Below are 21,873 nucleotides of genomic sequence, written 5' to 3' on the forward strand. Positions count from 1 at the left end.
TGTCGTTTTGAAAAGCAGTCGTTCAGCATTTAGGAATTAATGTGACGCCTTGCGCCCAAGGAAGCGCAGGTACTTGTCCTTCTCGTAGTTGCCGACGACTCGATTCGAGTTGATTTCATAGGTCGACGACACATAGATGCTTTCGAAATCCTTCGAAAGAAACTCGGCGATCGAAAACGTCGTCGGGAAGATGTCCGATCCGACGAAGCTCGGCCTGTCCGGCACGGACTGCAGCATGTAGATGGCGCCGCCCGGTTTCAGCAATTCCCTGGCCCTGTCGAAGAACTGCCCGGCGTCGAGTGCCACATACCACAGCACGTCCTTCACGTAGAGCAAATCGAACCTTCCCTGCCAAGGGGAAATATCGTCGCGCAGGATGTCGATGCCGTGAAAGCTCAGTTGTGGATGGAGCAAACGGGCCCGCGCGGCGGCCTCCGACGAGACGTCGATCCCCGTCACGTCGAGCCCGGCAACAAGCGGCGAAAGTTCGGCATAAAGCCGGGCCGCAACATAGCCGAGGCCACAGCCCAGATCGCAGATCGAACGGATGCCGAGCTCCGGCAGAAAGTGCTTGAGTATCGCAATGTCCAGGTCGACGAACACCTGATTGGCCGTCTTGTCCTGATGCCACGGCACTTCCCTTGAATGACGATACATATCGTCGAATTGCCCCAGCAGTTTGCCGTCCTTGAAGACATAGTCATGATAGTCGTCGCTGACCTTGCTCATCGCCTCACCACGTTCCCCGCATCCATCACACGCTGTCCAAGGCCAGGTGGTCCGTCAGTTCATCGGCCACCGCGGCGATGTATTCGCGGTCAGCGTCTTCATTTACCCACAAGTTGAGAACCCGATCGCCGATGTGGTCGCTGACGGCGGCATTTACTCCCGACACAGCTCGGTCCTCGAAAAACAGGTCTGCCGAGGGAAACCAGCTGCTGATCCTGAATCCCTTCACCAGCAATGATTTCAACAGTGCGTCGCGCCGCTCGATAAGCACGTTGAAGCGCCAAGGCACCGAACCGGCGGGTGGACGGAGAATCTCCATGCCTACCGACTCGCAACGGGCCAGCAACCCTTCCAGCGTTTCAGCTCTTTCGCGGCGCGACTGCACCACGCCATCGAGCTTTTCCAGCTGCTCCTCTATTTCCGGCCCTCGGGCGCGATCGAAGCTGCAAAGAATGTGCTGGCGAAGCGCCAAGGCGCGCGTCTTGAATGCGGTGCTGAAGGCATTGATGCCGGGGCCATAGTGTCTGTTGTAAAGATCCGTGTGGTACTGCCCAAACGCGCTCACGGCCTCCTTCGACGCCGCAGTCTGCACGCCTAGCGCGGCTTCGCGGGCAACAAGCTCGTTCAGAACGAAAAGCCGGCTGGTCAGGACCGCCCCGCCATGCCCGACATCGATGATCTTTCCCGCGCCGAAGCTGACCACCGCGATATCAGAAAAACTGCCGACGGGCTGTCCGTCGAGGCTGGCGCCTTGCGCCACCGCCAGGTCCTCGATCAGTGGGATGCCCCGCGACTTGCAGTAGGCGGCAATCTCCCGGATGTTGCACACCGAACCGTAGGCATGGACCGCGATCACCGCGTCGACCTGGCCGCCCTTGCCGATCAATTCAGCGATGTCGATGCCGAGATCGCGCGTCGTGACGTCGAGGTAAACCGGGGCGTTGCCTGAAAGCAGGACGGCCAGAGGAACATTGGGACAGACGCTGTTGGGAATGGCGACCCGCTTGCCCCGCAGGCCCAGTGCGGCGAGCGCGAGGCAAAGCCCGGTTGTGGCGTTGCCTACCGGATGGCAGTGGCTTTGCTGGTGAATCCCGCACAGCAATTTTTCCAGCTTGCCGCTCACTCGGTATCCGCCGAAGGAAAATGGCTGAGATTCACGACTCGAAACCGGCTACTTTCCAACGATCTGCGCCCGGTTGATGTAATTCTCGATTTTGACTGTGCGGCCGTTGATGACGGCCTCTTCGTCGGCCGCCGCTTTTCGTGGGTAGAAGCAGTTCTTGCAGGGTTTCAGGCTCTTGAAGCCATCGTGTCGCTGGTGTGCCTCGCGCACCTGCCGGAATTTCTCGCCGTGCCAGATCTCGTGGATCGTCTGGGTCGTGATGTCGCCGATATCGATGTCCATGAAGTCGTCGCTGCTGCACATGGCGGCGCGGCCATTCGAGCCGATGACCACCCGCTGATAGTGCTGGGGACAGGCAAAGTTGTCTTCGTAGACAATGTCGCTGTCGTTGTGCAGATAGTCGATGAGGGGATTGAACGCAATCAGGTCCACTATCGGAGCAAAGGTATTGTAGAAACCCTCGGGGTTTTCCCGGATCGCCGGCCAGACCCCCTGGATCTTGATCAAGGGCTTTTCCAGGCCGTTCGCTTTCTTGTAGTTGGAAATGTCCTGCAGCTTCTTCAGGGTCTCTTCGAACTTGAGCGGCTTTCTGATCTGGTTGTAGGTCTCCCCCATACCGTCGATCGAAATGGTGATGAGGTCAACGCCAGCTTCGGCAAGCTTGATGAAATAGTCGAGATGAAGACGATAGCCGTTGGTCAGGAACGAGACTTCCTTGATCCCGCTTTCCTTGGCGAGACGGACTGCATCGACCAGCCGCGGATGCAGGGTCGGCTCGCCGATCCAGCTCAGTCGCAGCGAATAGATCTTGCCCGCAACTTCGGCAATGACCTTTTTGATGATGTTGTAGTTGAGCTGCCCTTTCTTGAATGGCAACACCCGCTTTTCCACAAACTCGTCCGTTACCGTAGGGCACATCGGGCATTTCAGATTGCAGCGCGAGACTGTTTCCAGATCGACCAGGAGCGGGTAGTCGGTCAGCTTTCGGGTCTTCGGCAGCTCATCCCACAAACGTCGATATTCCTTGTACTCGGCCTCCCACCCGCGCGCGAGCTTTGCGTAGAACGCGGCGACGCGCTCCGGGGGTTCCAGGTCGAAAAAGTGCCCCTTGTTTACCGGAGAAAATTTTTCGCCGGCTTTTTGCTCGTTTTCCATGGCGTTGTCGGTGAGGAAGTTATTGATTCGAAGCCCCGGTTCAGGGGCTCGCGTGTGAGGTTGAATGCCGTTGCGGCTTTAGGGCAACTTGATAGTAGGGAACCAACGAGCCGCCGAAGCTCAACTTGAACCATCCCCGGCGCGGACTGTTGACGCCTTCGAGGTCGATCTGGGTTATGCCTTTCGCCGCCAGTGCTGTGAAGGCATCCCACAGGATTGCCGTTCCGGTTGCGGTGTTGCGCAGGGCAGGATCGCTTGCCCCGAACAGATAATAGGCCCGGAGTGTGTCGAGCGCATACACCGCGACGCTTCCGGGGCTGCCGTCGGCCGTGCGCGAAGAGAACATCCTGGCCGAGCCGTTGCCAAGCAACGCCTCGACCAGCGCGGCCATGCGGTCCAGCGCGGGCAATGCCACCGCCTCCCCCTGGCGTTCCATGGTCCGGCGATAGAAATCGACGAACACCGCTACATCTCGGAACTCTTCCGTGACCACACCGTCCCGTCGCGCGTAGCGGATTTCCTGGCGGCGGGCGCCGGTTGCCTGACGGTACGCCTCGATGTCCTCCAACCGCTCCGTGCCGGTAAAGTCGGCGATGGACAGGTAGGAGGTGTAACGGACGTCGACGCTGAAGCGCCCCGCATCCTGACCATAGTTGTGCCAAAGAAACGGGCGGACATCGTCGATCGACGGTGCCAATGCAAACTCCACGGCGTCATATATGTCGGCCAGCGCACCGACGATGAATGTCGCGATTTCGTGTCTTTCGGAAATCCGCTGCGCACGGCTCTGACCGCTAGTGGGAGCGCCGAAACAGATTCCGCTGTAGATCACCAGGTCGTCGAGAACCGCCGACGTGCCGTCGGGACTTTCGACCACGGCGACAAGGGCGCGCAGTTCGTCGGCGTTGTAGCACCGATACAGGCCCAGCCGACACCCGGTGTGAGCCAGATAGTTCGACGCGATGAACACCGACGCATCTGGCGAGGCGCCGACGAAGGCGTCCCACATGCCGTCGAGAACAGCGGGGGTCAAGCGGTAGTTCTTAGCCATGTTCCGCGTCAGACAAGTTCCAGGACTCCCTTGCCCGCAAGCCGGTCGGCTATCGGCGCCAGTTCCGCGAGCGGAACTTCCAGCCTTGCCGCGATGCGATCGAGGTCGAGCTTGCCGTCGCACAGAAACAGCAGCCACAGGATCAGGTCCAGTTCCGATCTGCCGCCGAGTTCCGGGCGTTGCGCACCGCCGGTGGCGGGATACAGGTCATGGCGCGAGAGCATCACCTCGCAGTGGGGAATCCTGTTGCGATAGATACGGCGCGCTTCGAGCTTTTTGATCAGGCGGACATAGACCTTCAGGGTCTCCGCAATCTGTTTCGCCGTCACGAAGGACAGGTCATCGAGCGAGGAATGGTAATAGGGGTATTCGTAGTAGCGGTCGCGGCAGATGGTTGCCGCATTGATGCGAAAGCCCTGCGATGAGTATTGCCGTTCGTCGCTGCCGTGGATGTCGAAGGGATAGGTGATGAATTCGGTTCCGGTTTCAGCCAGCACTTCTTCGATCATGGCGTTGATGGGATGCGACGGGTCGAAGCTCTGCTTGTAGCCGAACTTGCCGGGCCCGCCGACGGTGGTGATGACCAGGCCCAGGTCGATCCGCTTCATCGCTGCCTCGTTGCGCGCGCAATAGGCGACGGCGCCGATGGTTTCCGGAACGAAGACGATGCGGTAGCTCCAGTGGCGATTCTTGAGCCCCGCGATGTGACGCGCCAGAAAGGCGGTGAGCAGCACGCCGCTGAGGCTGTCGTTGGCCATCGACGGATGGCAGATGTAGCAGGAGAGCAGGATTTCTTCGGTGGATCGTCCTGGTACCAGGTATTCACCGTAGCTCAGTGCGTCCGGTTTGAGCTCGCTGTCGATGACAACCGTGAAAGGGCCTCGCTGCTTTTTCATTTCGGCGAATTGCGCATGCGTCACGCAAAAACCCCAGTCGCGCCGGTAATAGCTGGTGCGGTACGGGATGGCATCCGCCAGCTCGGGATGACGATGCAGGCGGGGCTGGAGTTCCACCCAATCCATGACCGCGTTCACGGGTTCGCTGTAGCTGACCACATGCAGGTTGCTGACGCGGAAATCGACCATGCGACGCCCGCTCGCGTCGGCGATCCAGGCATCGCGGATATTCCATTCGTCGGGAATGGTCCAGTCGTATACGGCCGTGCCGGACGGCACATCATGGATGGCGAGGGGGATGAGTTCCTGCAGGACTCTCAGCGTCTCGCGGTTCGGGTTGCCGGTGATGCTGCGGCACAGCGGAAACAATCGTTGCAGGTACCGATCGAGTTCAGCGCATGCATCAACAGAAAAGTCGGCGCTGGCGACACGGCGATTTGCCAGGGCAATCCTGATGATTTCGCATGCCGGGGTGTCGATGGCCACTCCGGCGGAGACCAGGGCCTCAAGGTTTGCCAGATCGGCCGGCGCGTCGACATCGAAACGGAGCTCCGGGAAGGCCAGCCCGGCGGGAACGGAAAGCGCGCTCAATTTGAGCTCGCTCGCATGGTCCCAAAGGTAGAGCGTGGCGTGCTCGCGGTGACGTGGCTCGATCGCATCGGCGGCGATTTCTTCGAGCAATGCCGCGGAGAGGATCTCGGCGCCGAAGCCGTCGGCATAAGCGCTGCCGAGCCGATCCTGATGGTTGCAGGCGTAGTCGCACGGGTGATCCGCAAAATGCTGGACCAGGCGATCGACCTCGACCGGATCGATGAAGGGATTGTCGGCGCAGATGCGCACGATGTTGTCGGCGCCCGCCATCCTCGCGGCGCCGACGAAGCGACCGAGCACGTCGGCTTCGCTGCCGCGAAACACCTCAACGCCGAGGCTGGCTGCAAGTTCAACCAGCGCATCGTCGCCGGCGCCATCGGATGTGGCCAGCACGACCTGCGCCAGCGTGGTGGCGCGGAGCAGGCGGCGCACAACCCATTCGAGCAGGGGGATGCCCCCCAGCCGGGCCAGCATCTTGCCCGGGAAGCGGCTCGACCCCATGCGGGCCTGGATGATGGCTACATTGCGTGGATTCATTCGCTCGCGGGTGCAAGGTCTTGCCATTGCAGGACATGGTCGGCTTGGAGGGCGGCGGCTGCACAACGATTCAGCACCTCGTCCCAATGCATGGGACTGACGCCGGTACCCGGCCGCTTGTAGGTGAGGTCCGCCGCCGTGAGTCGCTGCCCGGCGGTCACGTCGCGGGCGAGGACGATGCTGCGGCGGGCATTCTTGCGCGAGATGGCCTCGGTGGCGATCGGCGCCTTGTGGTCGGTCGGCCCCAGCAATACATGCACGGTTTCGGCCAGCGCGACGAAGCGGGCGAGGTCGTGTTGATCCATGGCGTGGTAGTGGTCGTTGCCCGGCAGCGCCTTGTCGTGCGTGAAATGCTTTTCGATGATGACGGCACCGAGCAGATGAGCGGCGACCAGCGAGGTCATGGCGTCATCCGGCAGGGTATGGTCGGAGTAGCCGATGATGTTGCGCGGGTAGGCCCGCTTCAGGCCTTCGATCATGCGCAGGTGGGCATTGGCATTGTCGGTCGGATAATTGAGGATGCAATGCAGCAGGGCAATGTCTGCGCATCCGGCTTGGGTCAGTGCTTCGACGGCGACATCGACTTCGCCCAGCGTCGATGCGCCGGTCGACAACACCACCGGTTTGCCCTTGGCGGCGACCTTGCGCAGGAAGGGAATGTTGGTCAGGTCGGCGGAGGCGATCTTGAAAAAAGGAACCAGCGGGTCGAGGAATTCGATCGCCTCGTCGTCGAAAGGTGTCGAGAGAAAGTCGATGCCGGTCTGCCGGCAATGTTCGGCGAGGGCCCGGTACTCATCCGGCCCGAAGTTGTCGTACTTCTGGAACAGCGCGTACTGGCTACGAGTGGGTTCTTTCGTGGTGTCCCAATATGACGGCGAGTGCTTCGATGCCAGCGTGCCGGCCTTGTAGCTCTGGAACTTGGCCGCATCGGCACCGCCCTGCCTGGCCAAGTCGATCAGCCGCTTTGCTTGATCCATCGACCCCTCGTGATTGACACCGATTTCCGCGATCACGTACGGTTTGCTGAGGGAATCGACGACCCGGCTACCCAGTCTGATGGAGTTAAGCATTCGTTTGACCTCTCGAGGTATTGCTATAGCGCACTGTCCGTGCTGTGTTTGCGGACCAGGTTCTGGCGATGGTGTTCCATTGCCTCGGCATCGTTGGTGATGTTGGTTTCGTGCCGGCGATAGCGATACAGGGGGAGCTCAAGCCGGCTGATGCTGTACTTTTTTTCGAAGCGGATCCGAAGATCCTGGTCCTCGTGGCAACGGAAACTTTCGTCGTACATCCCTATGTCGAGCAGCTGCTGCTTGCGAAACATGATGCCGCAGGCGATAGGATGATCCATGCAATTGGCACGTTCCAAAATTTCCTCCGCGTCATTTACGAGGAAATAGTCGCAGGCAACAGCATCCGCGTAACGGTTCTGGTCGAGATAGAAGTGCAGGAAGTTCAGGAAATTGTGGTTGACGTAATCGTCGGAATCAACGCGGACGATGTATTCCGACCGGGCCGCCATTATTCCGCGGTTTATGGAGGCGGGAAGCCCGAGATTGGTTTCATTGGTGATGGGACGAATGGCGTCGTGGAACAACTCTAGCGCGTAGGGCGTGCGGTCGGTGCTACCGTCATTGACCACGATGATTTCGTAGGTCTCGTGCGGTATGGTTTGATGCAGCAGGGAACGCAGGCAGCGGCCAATGAACTTCTCCTGGTTGTAGGCGGCCACGATCACCGAAACGAGGGGCCCTTTCCGGCTCACGATTTCATCGCCTTTTCGATAGCGCGGCGGGCACGGCTCGGAACGTCTTCGGCCAGCTTGACGCCGACCGGGAGGGATACCGCGCGGGACAGGATGGCGTTCGACCGCGGAAAGGCAGTGTCCAGGTTTCCGCCGTGCGCCGCGACCAGTTCCGGCATGTGCTTCCAGGTGCCGGCGAAATGCCATGTATAGGCTTCGGGCAGTATCTTGGTGGCGAGCCCGGCGGCCAGGAGCCCCTCGCGGCACCGCAGGGCGGCTGGATTGTCCGGGACGAGAAATACCAGGGCATCGGCAGTGTCGTAGGCACCCTGTGGCACCGCCCTGGGCTGGATCCCCGGCAGATCGGAGATCGCCTGCCATAGGCTGTCGCGGTTTCTGCGCTGAGCCTCGACGACCCCGGACAGCTTCTTTAGCTGTGCTATGCCCACGGCGCCCTGCAATTCCATCATCCTGTAATTGAAGCCGCTGCTCGCGCGGGTGTCTTCCCAGCGTGGCACGGCGGGATTGTTTTCATGCCCATGGTCGTGCCAGGCGGCGGCCTTTTTCCAGACATCTTCGTCGCCAAATACCACCATGCCGCCTTCTCCGGTCGTCATGGTCTTGGCGAAGTCGAAGCTGAAAGTGCCGACATCACCCCAGGTGCCCAGCGGTTTGCCTTGCAGGTTGCCGCCGCATCCCCAGGCGGTGTCTTCGATCAGCACCAGATTCTTCCGGCGGCAAATTTCGGCGATTTCCGGCAGGCGCGCCGGCGTCCCGAGCATATGCACGACGATGACGGCTTTGGTGCGCGGCGTTATTTTGCGCAGCAGATCGTCGGGGTCCATGTTGAGCGTGGTGTCGATCTCGGCGCATACCGGGGTGGCGCGCGATTCGATGATGGCCTCGGCGGTTGCAACGAAGGTGAAACTCTGGGTGATGACTTCATCGCCGGGACCGATGCCCAGCGCCGCCAGCGCCACCCGCAGCGCAGCGGTGCCCGAGGTCACCGCGAGGGCATGCTTGATGCCCATTTTCGCGGCGAACTCCTGCTCGAACTGGCGAACCTTGTAGCAGTCGTTGCGCAAGGCGTCGAAGCCGTGCCGGAACAGGACGCCGCCATGGGCGAACACGTCCTGGATTTCCGCCAGTTCCTCGCTGCCGATCAATTCATAGCCGGGCATCTTTGTTCCTTCCGTTTACATCTTCCTGAACAGGTCGGTGACCTTTTCCAGCGTGAGGATAGCCTTGTAGTTTTCGCCCAGGGCATTGGTCAGCGGCTTCTGGTGCATGGTCGATGCGTCGTACAGTGCTTTGTAGGTGGCGTCGTCGAGATTCCTGCAGATGCCTTCGGGAACGCTGACCCGCTGACGCTCGGCCATTTGCCAGAATTCATCGTAGGCGGCCGGATAGTAGTCGGCCATGGCGCGCATGACGATGCAGTTGCCGACGCAGTGATGCACGCCGAGCACGACGCTCAGGCCGGCCGAGAGCGGATGAACGAGTCCGACATAGCTGGTGGCGATGGCGCAGCCGCCGAGGTAGGAGGCGACCATCAGCCGTTCGCGATTCGCCGGCGTCTGCATGTCGTCTTCGAGGAATACCTGGCGGCAGAGGTTGATGGTTTCCCGCGAGTAGGCGTCGCCGATGGCGTTGCGGTAGGAGCCCGCCAGCGCCTCGATGCAATGGATGTAGGCGTCCATGCCGGTGTAGAAATACTGGTCGCGCGGCACGGTCGCCGTCAGCTCGGGGTCCATGATCACATGGTCGAATACGGTGAAGTCGCTGTTCATGCCCAGCTTCAGGCCGCTGGCGGGATTGGTCATCACGCAGGTGCGGGTCGCTTCGGCGCCGGTGCCTGAAATCGTCGGGATTCCAACCTTGAATATCCCTGGAAGCTTCACGAGGTCCCAGCCCTGGTACTGCGCCGCCTTGCCGCCATTCGTCAGCAGGTTCGAGACCGCCTTGGCGGTGTCCATCGTGATCCCGCCGCCCATTCCGACGACGGCCACGGGTTTCGTGTATCCCTCCTGGAGAAGGGCCGCGACGAGACTGTCGATTTCGTCGGTCGTGGGTTCATCTGTGGTGTCGATGAATTTGAGCGCATCCCCGGAACGAAAAGCCAGGCGATCACCCGTTGTCGAGTCAGGCTTGAAGTATCGATCCACCAGAAAAATCGCGTATGCCGGTTCGCCTTTCTGGCTTGCCTCGGTCCGCAGGCGCGCAAGCAATCCATGAAGCTCCCCCAGCGAAGACGCACCGATGTTGTAGCGACCGACGTTTCTGACCAGTTTGACGCCGGAGTCCAGTATGTTTGCCACGAATAGTCCTTTTCGGTAATGCTTCCGGGCACGCTACCGCCATGCCCGTGCACCGGGGTGCACAGCAGGTGGTCAGCGATGCCCTGGTCGCCTGATGCAACCGGAGCGCCCGGAATGTTCCGGAACGCTGTTGAAATGCGGTGAAATGCGCTTGCTGCTCTTTACTGCAATTAATCGATGGATCAGTTGGCAAGCAGCAATTGGTGACGGCTCAGGATCACCCGGGTGTCCGTTCCTAGGAGATGCATCAGCACGATCACCCTTTGCTGCGAAACCTTCGAGATCAGGCCTTCCAGTCCGGTCAGCGGCCCGTCGGCGACGCGGATTCGTTCGCCCGGCTGAAACGGGCTGATGTCTTCATCAGGGGTCTCGTTCTGGCGGGTTTCGAAATCGCGAATGTTCTTCAATGTTTCCGGCTGGATGGCAGCCGGCTCCTGGCCGAAGCGAACGATGCCGGCCACGCCGAGGGTCGAGCGTACGGAGGCAATCGAATGGGCGGCCGATCCGGGCTGGAGAAAAATGTAGCGCGGGAACAAGGGCTCCAGCCGGGCCTGCTGGCGGCCGCGGCAGCGCTTCAAGACCTTGAGTCGCGGCAGATACACGGCAAAGCCCTGGCGTGCAAGATTCTCGCAGGCGGTCTGTTCCTGGCGGACTTTGGTATGTACGACATACCAGGGCAGAGCCGGCGAGAAATCGTCGGCAAGCAGCACCCCGGCACCGGGCATAACCGCTTGCATCAGGCCGGAAGGCGGATTTTGACGGGGCTCGTGCGCCGCTCCATGCAGCAGGTTCATGCCGTGGCATCCCTTTCCGCATCGCGCCGCAGTTCTTCGATCTCGCTGCGGATGGCCTCGTACTCGGCAACCTTGTACTTGAGAAAGCTGATGGTGAGCCGGGCTTTTGCTTCAATGCCGCTGGGCGTCAGCAGGTAGCTGTAGGCAAGCTTGTTGTCGTTGCGGCGGAAGTTGTCCATCTTGACCAGGCCCTTCTGCACCAGCGCCCGCAGGCAATAGTTGGCCTTGCCCAGGCTGACGCCCATCGCCTGGGCCATTTCCCGCTGCTGGATGGCGGGATTGGCCTCGATGAGCTTGAGGAGCTTGTAGTGATGCGACTCGGGAAACAAGGCGATCAGACCACCGGTTCATGACGTGAACGGGAGTCTACAGGGCCGGCGAAGTATGGTCAATGCATTGCTGTCAGATAGGCCAGATCGAACTTGCCGGGCGCATAGCCGAAATCCCGCGACGCTTCGCCGTGCTCGAACACCAGGTCGGCCTCCATGCGCAGCGCCATGTCGGGCGTCAGGTGCGCAAACCGGGGATGAAGACGTGCGAGCAGCACGGCCAGCCGGAACGCGGTGAAGGGGATGCGAATAAAGATGGGGCGGCGACCCAGCGTCTCGAAAATGCGCCGCACCATGTCGACATAGGCGAGGGTTTCTCCGCCGCTCAGGTTGTACGCCTTGTTGTGGGTTTCGGCTCTGTCCAGACTTTGCACGCAGGCGACGGCCAGGTCGCGCGCATTCACCGGCTGCCGCAAACCGCCACCGGCGCCGAACAGGGGGAAAAAACCGAAGCGGCGAATCAGGCGCGCGATATCGGCCACATTGCGGTCGCCGCCATGGCCGCCATAGATCAGTGTCGGCCGGAAAATCGTCCATGCGATGCCGAGTCGCTCGCATTCGGCAGCCACCTGGTCTTCTGCGGCGATGAGCTTGCCGACGACATCCAGTTCGTAGGAGCTGGCGGATGCCCGCTTGGTGAAACGACTGGTCGAGCTGAATGCAATGAGGCGCCGTACGCCGCAAGCGCTGAATTTCTCAAGCCAGTCCGGAAGCAGCCAAAGGGCGGCGGTGTGAATCAGTGCATCGGCCGCGATACCACCCAGGCCAGCGGCCGTATCGGCCAGATCGAGGTAGCGCCAGGAATCACCGGCTCCACCCGAAACAGGCTTTCGTCCCAGGGCGAGGGTTGACAGGCCTTTCTCGCGCAGCATGGGCAACAGCAGGGACCCGATCGTGCTCGTCGCTCCAGTGACACAGATTCTGTCGCTCGGCTTTGCTGCCATTTCCTAGCCGTCCTGAAACTGTTGCGCGGTTTTCCTCAGAGCGTCGTCGATCGACACCGGGGGTTCCCAACCAAGCATGCATCGAGTCTTGGAAATGTCGACCTGCAGCGTATCGCAAAGGCGCTGCGTGATCGCTTCCCTGCCAAAGACACGGCCAGCGGCTTCAATCACGAACTTCGGCACCGGCAGCAATCGCGCGCGCCGGTTGAAGGCCGTCGCCGTCCTTTGCAGCAAGGCTTTGACCGTCAGGTCTTCGCCATCGCTGACGAGAAATATCTGATTCGCCGCCGCCGGATGATGCAGGCAGGTGGCGATGCAGTCGACCAGGTTATCCAGCGAAACCAGGCTGCGCCGGTTGTCGAGTGACCCGAGGGGAAGCGGTACGCCCTTGCGTAACCAGCGCATCATCGCCTGGAAGTTGGCCTTGACGCCGGGGCCGTAAACCAGAACCGGCCGAAGGATCACAACCTCCATTCCGGTTTGCCCCGCAAGTTGCATCAAGGCTTGCTCGGCCTCGAGCTTCGAAATTCCGTAAGGGTCCTGCGGCCGCGGTTCATCGTCCGTCGTGAACGGCTGGCCGACGGGAGTGTTCTCTCCATTGACCTTGATCGAACTCATGAAAACAAAGCGCCGGACGCCCAGCGCAGCCGCCTGCCGCGCCAGGTTCAGGGTCAGAGCCACGTTGATGCGCCGGTATTCCGCCAGCGGATCGGCCGCGGTTTCCTGCATGAGATGTACACGGGCCGCCAGATGGACGACGGAATCGACCCCCGAAAGGGCGGCAGTCCAATCCGTGCGTTCGTCTATTTCCCCCATCGCTGCATGTTGCACGTCAGCCGACTGACCGCCATCGCAGTTTCTGCGGACGGCACCACGCACGCGATAGCCCCGGGATGGCAAATCGGCGCAAACCGCCTTCCCGATGAAGCCGTTGGCACCCGTGACGAGTATTCGCCGACCTGAACCCGTTGCCGGGTCAGGTCCTGGATTCCCTCTCGCCCCCCACGGGGCCGCTGTCGGTTCCTCCGCGCATTCGCTGCGCAGAACCCCACCCCACTTGCGCCAATACAGCAAGCCCGACCTTGCGGTGAGAAGCATGGCCTGGAACGAGCGATGAGTATCGCGCGCCCATCTGTGGGTTACGCGGACGCTCGGAACATAGAACACGCGGGCGACCTTGAGTATTCGCCGGCCGATATCCGCATCCTCGTAGTGCAGGAAGAAATCCGGATCGAAACCGCCGATAGCCTGCAGCGGCGCGGTGCGAAAGAACATGAAACAACCCGTCGGATACTCCAGCGGATGTATGGGCTTGTCGTAGTCGCAGTCGCGCATCTCGAATTCATCGACGACGGAGTGCAGCAGGGACTGTAGCCATAGCGGGGCGAAGCTGCGCAAAAACATGATCAGCAGCGTCGGGTTGCGTTTGCACAGATAGTGCCGCTCGCCGTCTTCGCCGACGACTGCCGGGCTCAATAGTCCGACGTCGGCGTGGTCTTCCATGAAACGCAAGGCTTCGAGCAGCGCATCGGCGTCGACGAACAGATCCGGATTGATCACGGCGTGATAGTCGGAATGGGCGTGGGCAATCGCCAGGTTGTTTCCGCGCCCGTAACCGACGTTGCCGGGCGACTGCACCAACTGCAGACTCCAGTCCGGCACCCTGGCCCGAAAGCCCTCAAACCAGTTGGAAATCGCCAGGTACAGGGCAAGGTCGTCCGAATTGTCGATCAGGGTCAGGCTCGGCCGGAGCGCGTAATGCTGTTTGGCGACGAGCACGGCCTGCTGCAATGCGAGCAAAGTCCGCTCCACCGCCGGCAAGTCGGGCTTGTAGAGAACCACCGATGCACTGAGGACTATAGCCTTCACTTCGGCCCGTCCGGTTCTCCGGATGCCGACCTAGCCAAGACGGTGGCGGGCACACCTACGGCCACGGAATGAGAGGGGACGTCGCGCAACACCACCGCATTGGCGCCAATTTTTGCGTGGTCGCCGACCGTTATGCCGCCTATCACCTTGGCGCCGGCGCCGATCAGTACGCCATTTCCGACGACTGGCCGTGCGGCCGCCGTAAAGCCTATCTCGGGCTCGCTCGTGCCCAGGGTCACACCTTGCATGATCGTGCAGTTGTCGCCAATGCGGGCCGCGCCAATGACAGTCCCGACGGTATGCGGAAGAAACAATCCGCCACCGATCTCGACCAGGGGCGACACCTCGATGCCGAACACAAGCACGTTGATAGCTGAAAAAAACTTCGCCAGCAGACCGATGCGGCGGCCGTGAAAATACTCCGCAAGGCGCAGTAACACCACCGGCACCATGCGCGGATTGAAGCAGGCGGCGAACAGCATGGTCCCCGATACCGGGCCGCGATGTCCACACAAAAAATAGTAGCGCTCGATATCGAGCCACAGCTTGGTCACGGTACCACCCTCCTGCGGGCAATGAAGGCCGCGATGGCGACTGCCAGGCCAATACCGGCGCAGATCATCGCCACCGGTTCCGGTGGCGCGGTCCGCGATCGGGTCGACACCAATGCCAGACAAATCAGCGGCATCGTCCCCCCCGCCAGCAGCGGCCAGATGTCGCGCCGACACATAAGCCGATTCTTCATGCGCGCAAACTCCACAACAAATACAAAATACAGGAAGTTAGGCAGCACAAATGCCCAGCCCAGCGCCTCCAGGGAAGGGGAATTGTTCAACACATAACGGGTCGCTGCAAGCAGCAGTAGATTGGCGGCCAGGTCCGAGGCCACCAACGCGCGCGAACTTCGCGTAGCCAGCATCAAGGTGCCATAGACCCAGGAAACGCCGCGAAATATCACGGCAATGACCAGGATCATCAAGATCCGTCCGGACTCCTGAAACTGCGGGCTGTAGAAAAGGTCGAGCAATGGCTCCCTAAACAATACGAGTGCATTGCAGGCGAGGATGCTGATGCCCAGCACCAGATAGGCTGTCTTCAGCATGCAGGCCTTCTGTTCATTTGGGTGCCTGGCCGCAGTGAGCAGGGGAAGGTATATGGCGTTGCAGGCGGTGAGCAGCAGCGTCGTGTAGTTGAACGTCAGGGTCCAGCCGGCATCGAACAAACCGGCGAAGGCCAGCCCCTTGGCCTCGATCACCCAGGAGCGAACCAGGAGCAGCGTCAGCGTCGTCGCCATGGCGGAGGCAAGGGTCGAGATCGCAAAACGGATCAAGGCACCGCTCTCGGCCTTGGAAAGCGTGCCCGGCATTGACTCGCCGCCCAGCCTTGGCAGGCGTGACACGCCATACGCCGCCAGAAGGCAGGTCACACCGAAGCACATGATGAATGAAACAGTCAGCAGTGCGTGGCTCGCTGGCTGGCTCCACCACCAGGCGCCGCCCAGCACGATCACCAGCACTGCGGGACCGGCAATTTGTGCCACGGCCAGATCGCGGTAGGACCGATACCCGTTAAGCACGGCCAGCGCATAGGTGGCGCCAATACTCAGCAATACCGCCGCAGCTATCCAGCGCACCGTCGCGATAATATCTGGGGCAGTGGAGGAGAACAGCAGCAGCGTGATTGGCTGCGCGGCAATCGCCATCACCAGCGCGATCGCCGTGCCGGCGATTCCCGTGTACCGAAAGGCAATAGTGCGGAATCGCTGTCGCGCCAGTTCGTCTCCCCGTTCCGCCAGCCCCTGGACAACCACCGTCGTGCCGCCGAACGTGGCGGCCACGGTCGCGGCCTGGATCACCTGCCTGAGCTGCGAGAACAGGCCCACGCCTTCCGGCCCCATCCACAAGGCGACCACCTTGAAGCCGAGCAGCCAGCACAGGGCAGCACCGAAAACTCCGGCGGTGCTTGCAAGAACCCCGCCTTTCACGATCGGAGAGAAGTGCGCATCAAACGGTGACCGCCCTATGCGTCGGCTTTGCCTGCCGCCGAGGGGCGCAAGTTCGCCAGCAACAGCCCCCACATGAAGAATGCAAAGATGCCCGGGTACGGTTGCCGCAAAGTCACCTTGAAATTGCTGTCAACAACGACAAGGAAAGCCACAATCGCCAGCAACCACCATGTTTCCGCCGACAGGGTCTTGCGCTGCTTCCAGCACAGGCACGCGGTGTAGCCGGCCAGGGCAAACACGGGCAGCAGCGCAATGATGCCAAAGGTATAGGCAACATCGAGATACCAGTTGTGCGGGCTTGTTCGAATCTCGCGTGGCATCGGCTGCGGATGCCCGACCAGAAAAGTCCTTCCGCTTTCCACAATGCCCGTGCCGAAAAGCCTCCAGTCGTTGAAGCGCTCCTGGACATTTCCGGGAATCCGACCTTCCGCAAGTTCCGCAAACTTTCCCATGAACAAACCCGATCCGGCCTGCCCGTCGCTCCTGACGGCATATACACCGACCGCGACGACTGCTGCGATCAGAAGCAGTTGCGCCATGCGCGATTTGACATTTGCGCGGTATGGCCACACCCTGGAAACAGCAAACGCAAACACGACGAAACCGAAGGGAAGTATCGTCAAAAAGGAGAAGCTTCGCGTTACATAGGCAAACATCGGGATCATCAAAATGCAAAGCCAGCGCTTGTACTCACCCCAGAGCGACGTCAGCGCGTACACATACGCACATACAAAAATCACCGGAACATACTGCCAGTGGGAATAAATGCTGAAAACATACAAGTAGTGGGTAATGCGCTCCTCGCCCTGCAACCAGGTCGCCAGCAACTGCAAAGGCACCACCAGGGAGAGCACGACGAGAAAGGCGCGCGCAATCGCTTTCCCGGGATCGCCCATCATCTGACCCAGCAACAATCCGGCTAGAGGCAGCATCACCTGCGCGGCCATGATCAATTTGCGCTGAGGAGCTGTAACGCCATCGCCACCGAGCCAGAGGGAAATGCCGCTCGCCAAAAGAACCGCCAAGACCATGACAAGCGCCTGTCGCGCCTGGCCGACGCGGGTTGTCAGCAATGCCAGCGCTCCAACGCAGACCGGGATCGAAACTGGCAGAGGAAGGGTTGCCAGTACCCCCCCGGAATCGCGCATCAATTCGATATCCCGGTAGATCCCGCCACGAATCTGAAAAAACAGCGGGAACACGATGCCAATACCCACACCCCACGACAACCAGTTGGCAGCCTTCCGGTTGACTGTTCCCTGGTTCATTCCAACCGGCCATCCGCAGTTTGTTCCATCGATCCAGGTCGCCGGAGGTGCCGGAACAGCACGGCCACCATGCCGAAAAACATACCGCCCAATGCTCCCAACAAGAGCGTCTGCGCTTTCCTTGGCGATACCGGAGCTTCGGAAACCATTGGCTCTGCAAAGGCAGCCGTGACAGCCTTGCCGGTCAGGGAAATCCATTCGCGATATTGCGATTCCCGACGCCGCAGCTCCCTGATGCGACTCTCATTGGTGGCGAAGAGTTGCGCGTAAAGCATGGACTCGCTGAATTGATCGCGGGGTGCCAATTGGTTCTGCAAGCGTGCCGCGCGTTCCAGTTCGCCCATCACTTTCCCGGCTTCCCTCGCTTCCGCCGATATTTCCTTCAATTCCGACTGCAAACTCTCAATTACGGGTTGCGCCACCGCCCTGTGCAAATGAGACAGATGTTCGACGGTTGCATTCAGGGAACTTGCCGTATCTTCGCGCTTCAGTCCGCGTACCCTAAGTTCGATGAGGTCGCTGCCTTTGGCGATGGTCGCCTTGAGTGAGCTCGCATACACGGCTCCTCGCGGGTCGCCGCTCCATCCCAGCTTCTTGACCATGGCGTCCTTGAAAGTCGGAAACATGACGCGTTCGACAACCCGCGCCAATGACTCGACAGGTGCCAACCCGACCTGCGCGACCTGTCCGGCCTGCCCGACCTGTCCGGCCTGCCCGACTAGTCCAACCTGTCCAACCTGCCCGATCTGCACCAACACCATCGCCTCGTATTGGGGTGGCGTGATGGCAAGATAGCCGACGGCAGCAGCAGCGCCAACGATAGTTCCACCGATAATCCAGCGCCAGCCTTGGATCAAAGTCCGCCAAAGATCATAAAGGGAGATTTCGTCATCGGAAGAAAGAAATTGCTGGGAGCGAATAGGGGGAGTCATATAGTCAGGATATCAGTCGAATGTTTAGCTACGGCGAAGATTATGTTGATTCTCCGGCGCAACGACTTGTCTGAGCGGCGGTTTCAGCCACCATGGTGCGCAATGAAATCCCTGTAGGCCAGCGCTACGCCCTCACGCAAGGGAATCTTCGCCTGCCAGCCCATCCCCCGCATCCGGCTGACGTCGAGCAACTTGCGCGGCGTGCCGTCCGGCTTGGTGCTGTCGAACACGATGCGACCGGTAAAGCCGACGACGGACATGACCGTCTCGGCAAGTTCTCGAATGGTGACGTCCTCGCCGACGCCGATGTTGTAGATACCGTCTCCAACGCCCCGTTCCATGAGAAAGACGCAGGCATCCGCCAGGTCATCGACATAGAGAAATTCCCGCCGCGGCGTACCACTGCCCCACACGACAAGCTCCTTGTCGCCACGCTGCTTCGCTTCATGCGCCTTGCGAATCAGCGCGGGCAGAACGTGGCTGTTGGCCAGATCGTAGTTGTCGTTGGGGCCGTATAGATTCGTCGGCATGGCCGAGAAGTACTGTGTGCCGTGCTGGCGATTGTAGCTTTCGCAGAGCTTGATGCCGGCGATCTTGGCGATGGCATAGGGCTCGTTGGTCTGTTCCAGCGGGCCGGTAAGCAGATAGTCTTCCTTGATCGGCTGCGGGCAGTCGCGTGGATAGATGCAGCTCGAGCCGAGAAAACACAATCGCTTCACACCGGCGAGCCATGCTCCGTGAATCAGGTTGGCCTCGATCATCAGGTTCTGGTAGATGAAGTCGGCGCGGAAGCTGTTGTTGGCCTGGATGCCACCCACCTTGGCTGCGGCGATGAAGATGAAGTCGGGTTTTTCCTGCTTGAGAAACTCTTCCGTAGCCACCTGGCTCAGCAGGTCAAGTTCGGCGCGCGTGCGAACGAGGATATTGCCGTAGCCGGCCTGCCCCAATCGGCGAACCAGCGCCGATCCCACCATGCCTCTATGGCCGGCAACGTAGATCTTCGCCGCGGTTTTCATCATCTATCGATCATTCGTGGCGGTCCATGGCCTTGTAGCCATGCTTCTTCACAAGCTCGTCCCGTTCTGCCGCGATGAGGTCCTCACGAACCATTTCAGCAACGAGTTCGGCGAAAGTCGTCCTCGGTGTCCATCCCAGTTTTTCGCGTGCCTTGGTCGCATCGCCCAGCAGGGTTTCGACTTCCGTCGGCCGGAAATAGCGCGGATCGACCTGGACGATGCAATTGCCCTGCGCGTCGTAGCCTTTTTCATCCACGCCCGACCCGCGCCAATCCACGGAGATGCCGATTTCCGCGCCGGCGGCATTGACGAAATCGCGCACGCTGTATTGCACGCCGGTGGCGATGACGAAGTCTTCGGGCTTTTCCTGTTGCAGCATCAGCCACTGCATCTCGATGTAGTCTCGGGCATGACCCCAGTCACGCTTCGAATCGAGGTTGCCGAGGAACAGGCAATCCTGCAGGCCGAGCTTGATGCGCGCCAAGGCGCGTGTGATCTTGCGCGTGACGAAGGTTTCGCCGCGAATCGGCGATTCGTGGTTGAACAGGATGCCGTTGCAGGCATACATGCCGTAGGCCTCGCGGTAGTTCACCGTGATCCAGTAGGCATAGAGTTTGGCCACTGCGTAGGGGCTGCGCGGATAGAAGGGCGTGGTTTCCTTCTGCGGGGTTTCCTGAACCAGGCCGAAGAGCTCTGACGTGCTGGCCTGATAGAAGCGGGCCCTTTTCTCCATGCCGAGGATGCGCATCGCTTCGAGGATGCGCAGGGCGCCGAGCGCATCCGAATTGGCAGTGTACTCGGGCTCCTCGAAGCTCACGGCAACATGGCTCTGCGCCGCAAGGTTGTAGATTTCGTCGGGCTGCACCTGCTGGATGATGCGTACCAGGCTGGAGCTGTCGGTCATGTCGCCGTGGTGCAAGGTGAAGCGGCGGTTCGATACATGCGGATCCTGGTACAGATGATCGATGCGATCGGTATTGAACAGCGAACTGCGGCGCTTGATGCCGTGTACCTCGTAACCCTTGTCGAGCAGGAACTCGGCGAGATAGGCGCCGTCCTGGCCCGTAACGCCGGTAATCAGAGCGATTTTTGCGGTCATTGCTTGCGTCCGTAGTTGTCTTCAAAGCGCACGATGTCATCTTCGCCCAGGTAGCTGCCCGACTGCACCTCGATGATTTCGAGCGGTATCTGGCCGGGGTTTTCCAGCCGATGCTTTACGCCCAGCGGAATGTAGGTCGATTCGTTTTCGCCGAGCAGGATGATTTCATCGCCGCGGGTCACCTTGGCGGTGCCGCGCACCACTACCCAGTGCTCGGCGCGATGATGATGCATTTGCAGCGACAGGGTGGCTCCGGGGCGCACCACGATGCGCTTGACCTGAAAGCGTTCGCCACTGTCGATGCCGTCGTACCAACCCCACGGTCGATGCACCTTGCGGTGCAGATCGACCTCGCTGCGGCCGGCTGCCTTGAGGCGGCTGACGATGCGCTTGACCTCCTGGGTGCGGGACTTCGGTGCGATCAGCACGGCGTCCGCGGTTTCGACCACCACCATGTCCTCGCAGCCGATGCAGGCGACGAGGCCGTGTTCGGCGATTACCAGGTTGCCGTGCGAATCCTCCAGCCAGACATCGCCCTTTACGGCATTGTCGTCGGCATCGCGCTCGATGGCCTGCCACAGCGCATCCCAGGCACCGACATCCGACCAGCCGGCATCGAGCGGAACCACGCGACCTGGAATGTCGAGTGTCCTGTCGGCAGGAAGCTTTTCCATCACCGCGTAGTCGATCGAGTCGGCGGGAGATGCGGCGAACGCATCCGCATCGAGTCGAACGAAGTCGCCATCCTCGTTCGCACTCTCGACCGCCGCGCGGCAGGCGGCCAGCATCTCCGGCGCAAAATGGCCGATAGCCTTGAGCCACACCGAGGCACGCAGCATGAAGATGCCGCTGTTCCAGAAATGTCGGCCGCCGGCCACGTATTCGGCGGCGATGGTGGCATCGGGTTTTTCACGAAAGGCGAGGAGTTCGATCGAAGCCGCCGCTCCGCCAGCGCCGTCCCCGGGGATACCGCTTTGCATAACTCTTGTTTCGATATAGCCGTAACCGGTTTCCGGGCGGTCCGGCACGATGCCGAAAGTGACCACGGCACCGCGTTCGGCCTCGGGCAAGCCATGCAACACGGCCGCGGTGAATGCGTCGACATTGCGCACATGGTGATCCGCGGGCGTGGCCAGCAATACCGGATCGTCCCCATCGCGAGTGGCGAACAGCGCCGCAGCGGTCAGCGCAGGAGCGGTATTGCGACCGATCGGCTCCAGCAGCAAAGTCCAGTGTGCCAATCCGAGCTGGCGCAATTGCTCGGCGGTGATGAAGCGATATTCCTGATTGCTGACGACAATCGGCGCGCCCAGAGGCAGGCCTTCGAGGCGGCGCAAGGTGTTCTGCAGCAAACTCTCGCCGCCCAGCAAGGGTTGCAGCTGCTTCGGATGCTTCTCGCGCGAGACGGGCCACAGGCGCGTGCCCGAACCGCCGCTCAGTACTACCGGGACGATTCGCGAGTCAGACATTCAA

At 60.7% G+C, this 21,873-nt stretch carries 20 protein-coding genes; all 20 read right to left on the minus strand.

Annotated elements, in window-relative coordinates:
* Nucleotides 1–36 precede the first annotated feature (36 nt).
* Entirely contained in the window at nucleotides 37–729 is a 693-nt protein-coding gene (locus tag SUTH_RS18725) for a class I SAM-dependent methyltransferase (protein WP_052473735.1), read from the minus strand.
* A 25-nt stretch (nucleotides 730–754) separates the two neighbouring features.
* The gene (locus tag SUTH_RS16790; protein WP_041100897.1) at nucleotides 755–1,852 is read right to left on the minus strand and encodes a DegT/DnrJ/EryC1/StrS family aminotransferase; all 1,098 of its coding nucleotides are present in this window, start codon (nucleotides 1,850–1,852) and stop codon (nucleotides 755–757) included.
* Between the two features lie 48 nt (nucleotides 1,853–1,900).
* Complete coding sequence (locus tag SUTH_RS16795; RefSeq protein ID WP_041100899.1) at nucleotides 1,901–3,007, minus strand: radical SAM/SPASM domain-containing protein; 1,107 nt, start codon at nucleotides 3,005–3,007, stop codon at nucleotides 1,901–1,903.
* Between the two features lie 40 nt (nucleotides 3,008–3,047).
* Nucleotides 3,048–4,058 (minus strand): GNAT family N-acetyltransferase, encoded by a 1,011-nt coding sequence (locus tag SUTH_RS16800; protein WP_070099354.1) that lies wholly within the window; start codon nucleotides 4,056–4,058, stop codon nucleotides 3,048–3,050.
* An 8-nt stretch (nucleotides 4,059–4,066) separates the two neighbouring features.
* Nucleotides 4,067–6,082: a DUF4910 domain-containing protein gene (locus SUTH_RS16805; protein ID WP_171817397.1), complete on the minus strand. Its 2,016-nt coding sequence runs from the start codon at nucleotides 6,080–6,082 to the stop codon at nucleotides 4,067–4,069.
* On the minus strand, nucleotides 6,079–7,059 hold the full coding sequence (locus tag SUTH_RS16810) for an N-acetylneuraminate synthase family protein (protein ID WP_231851059.1): 981 nt from the start codon (nucleotides 7,057–7,059) through the stop codon (nucleotides 6,079–6,081). Before SUTH_RS16810 ends, SUTH_RS16805 begins: the two co-directional genes overlap by 4 nt.
* A 116-nt stretch (nucleotides 7,060–7,175) precedes the next feature.
* Nucleotides 7,176–7,814 carry a glycosyltransferase family A protein gene (locus SUTH_RS16815; protein ID WP_197539610.1) on the minus strand — a complete coding sequence of 213 codons (639 nt, stop codon included), beginning with the start codon at nucleotides 7,812–7,814 and terminating at the stop codon, nucleotides 7,176–7,178.
* Nucleotides 7,815–7,843: 29 nt separating this feature from the next.
* The gene (locus SUTH_RS16820; protein ID WP_041100905.1) at nucleotides 7,844–9,007 is read right to left on the minus strand and encodes a DegT/DnrJ/EryC1/StrS family aminotransferase; all 1,164 of its coding nucleotides are present in this window, start codon (nucleotides 9,005–9,007) and stop codon (nucleotides 7,844–7,846) included.
* A 15-nt stretch (nucleotides 9,008–9,022) separates the two neighbouring features.
* Nucleotides 9,023–10,144 carry an iron-containing alcohol dehydrogenase family protein gene (locus SUTH_RS16825; RefSeq protein ID WP_084207472.1) on the minus strand — a complete coding sequence of 374 codons (1,122 nt, stop codon included), beginning with the start codon at nucleotides 10,142–10,144 and terminating at the stop codon, nucleotides 9,023–9,025.
* Nucleotides 10,145–10,326: 182 nt separating this feature from the next.
* Complete coding sequence (nusG, locus tag SUTH_RS16830) at nucleotides 10,327–10,938, minus strand: transcription termination/antitermination protein NusG (RefSeq protein WP_084207473.1); 612 nt, start codon at nucleotides 10,936–10,938, stop codon at nucleotides 10,327–10,329.
* Nucleotides 10,935–11,267 carry a MarR family EPS-associated transcriptional regulator gene (locus SUTH_RS16835; RefSeq protein WP_041100907.1) on the minus strand — a complete coding sequence of 111 codons (333 nt, stop codon included), beginning with the start codon at nucleotides 11,265–11,267 and terminating at the stop codon, nucleotides 10,935–10,937. Before SUTH_RS16835 ends, nusG begins: the two co-directional genes overlap by 4 nt.
* Nucleotides 11,268–11,326: 59 nt before the next feature.
* A complete protein-coding gene (locus SUTH_RS16840) occupies nucleotides 11,327–12,211 on the minus strand; it encodes an NAD-dependent epimerase/dehydratase family protein (RefSeq protein WP_041100908.1) in 885 nt (294 codons plus the stop codon).
* 3 nt (nucleotides 12,212–12,214) lie between these two features.
* Nucleotides 12,215–14,023 (minus strand): NAD-dependent epimerase/dehydratase family protein, encoded by a 1,809-nt coding sequence (locus tag SUTH_RS20285; protein ID WP_331709773.1) that lies wholly within the window; start codon nucleotides 14,021–14,023, stop codon nucleotides 12,215–12,217.
* A 53-nt stretch (nucleotides 14,024–14,076) separates the two neighbouring features.
* A complete protein-coding gene (locus SUTH_RS16850; RefSeq protein ID WP_041100910.1) occupies nucleotides 14,077–14,634 on the minus strand; it encodes a serine O-acetyltransferase in 558 nt (185 codons plus the stop codon).
* Entirely contained in the window at nucleotides 14,631–16,157 is a 1,527-nt protein-coding gene (locus tag SUTH_RS16855; protein ID WP_148312964.1) for an MATE family efflux transporter, read from the minus strand. Before SUTH_RS16855 ends, SUTH_RS16850 begins: the two co-directional genes overlap by 4 nt.
* Nucleotides 16,100–17,353, minus strand: a complete 1,254-nt coding sequence (locus tag SUTH_RS16860; protein WP_041100914.1) for an O-antigen ligase family protein — start codon at nucleotides 17,351–17,353, stop codon at nucleotides 16,100–16,102. Before SUTH_RS16860 ends, SUTH_RS16855 begins: the two co-directional genes overlap by 58 nt.
* Complete coding sequence (locus SUTH_RS16865) at nucleotides 17,350–18,285, minus strand: Wzz/FepE/Etk N-terminal domain-containing protein (protein WP_041100916.1); 936 nt, start codon at nucleotides 18,283–18,285, stop codon at nucleotides 17,350–17,352. The genes SUTH_RS16860 and SUTH_RS16865 overlap by 4 nt, the downstream gene beginning before the upstream one ends.
* 83 nt (nucleotides 18,286–18,368) lie before the next feature.
* Nucleotides 18,369–19,301, minus strand: coding sequence for a GDP-L-fucose synthase family protein (locus SUTH_RS16870; RefSeq protein WP_041102513.1), 933 nt, complete (start codon nucleotides 19,299–19,301; stop codon nucleotides 18,369–18,371).
* Between the two features lie 10 nt (nucleotides 19,302–19,311).
* Nucleotides 19,312–20,400 carry a GDP-mannose 4,6-dehydratase gene (gmd, locus tag SUTH_RS16875; RefSeq protein WP_041100918.1) on the minus strand — a complete coding sequence of 363 codons (1,089 nt, stop codon included), beginning with the start codon at nucleotides 20,398–20,400 and terminating at the stop codon, nucleotides 19,312–19,314.
* Nucleotides 20,397–21,869 (minus strand): mannose-1-phosphate guanylyltransferase/mannose-6-phosphate isomerase, encoded by a 1,473-nt coding sequence (locus tag SUTH_RS16880; protein WP_041100920.1) that lies wholly within the window; start codon nucleotides 21,867–21,869, stop codon nucleotides 20,397–20,399. The genes gmd and SUTH_RS16880 overlap by 4 nt, the downstream gene beginning before the upstream one ends.
* Nucleotides 21,870–21,873 lie beyond the last annotated feature (4 nt).

Source organism: Sulfuritalea hydrogenivorans sk43H (genome assembly GCF_000828635.1).
GTDB classification, from domain to species: Bacteria; Pseudomonadota; Gammaproteobacteria; order Burkholderiales; family Rhodocyclaceae; genus Sulfuritalea; species Sulfuritalea hydrogenivorans.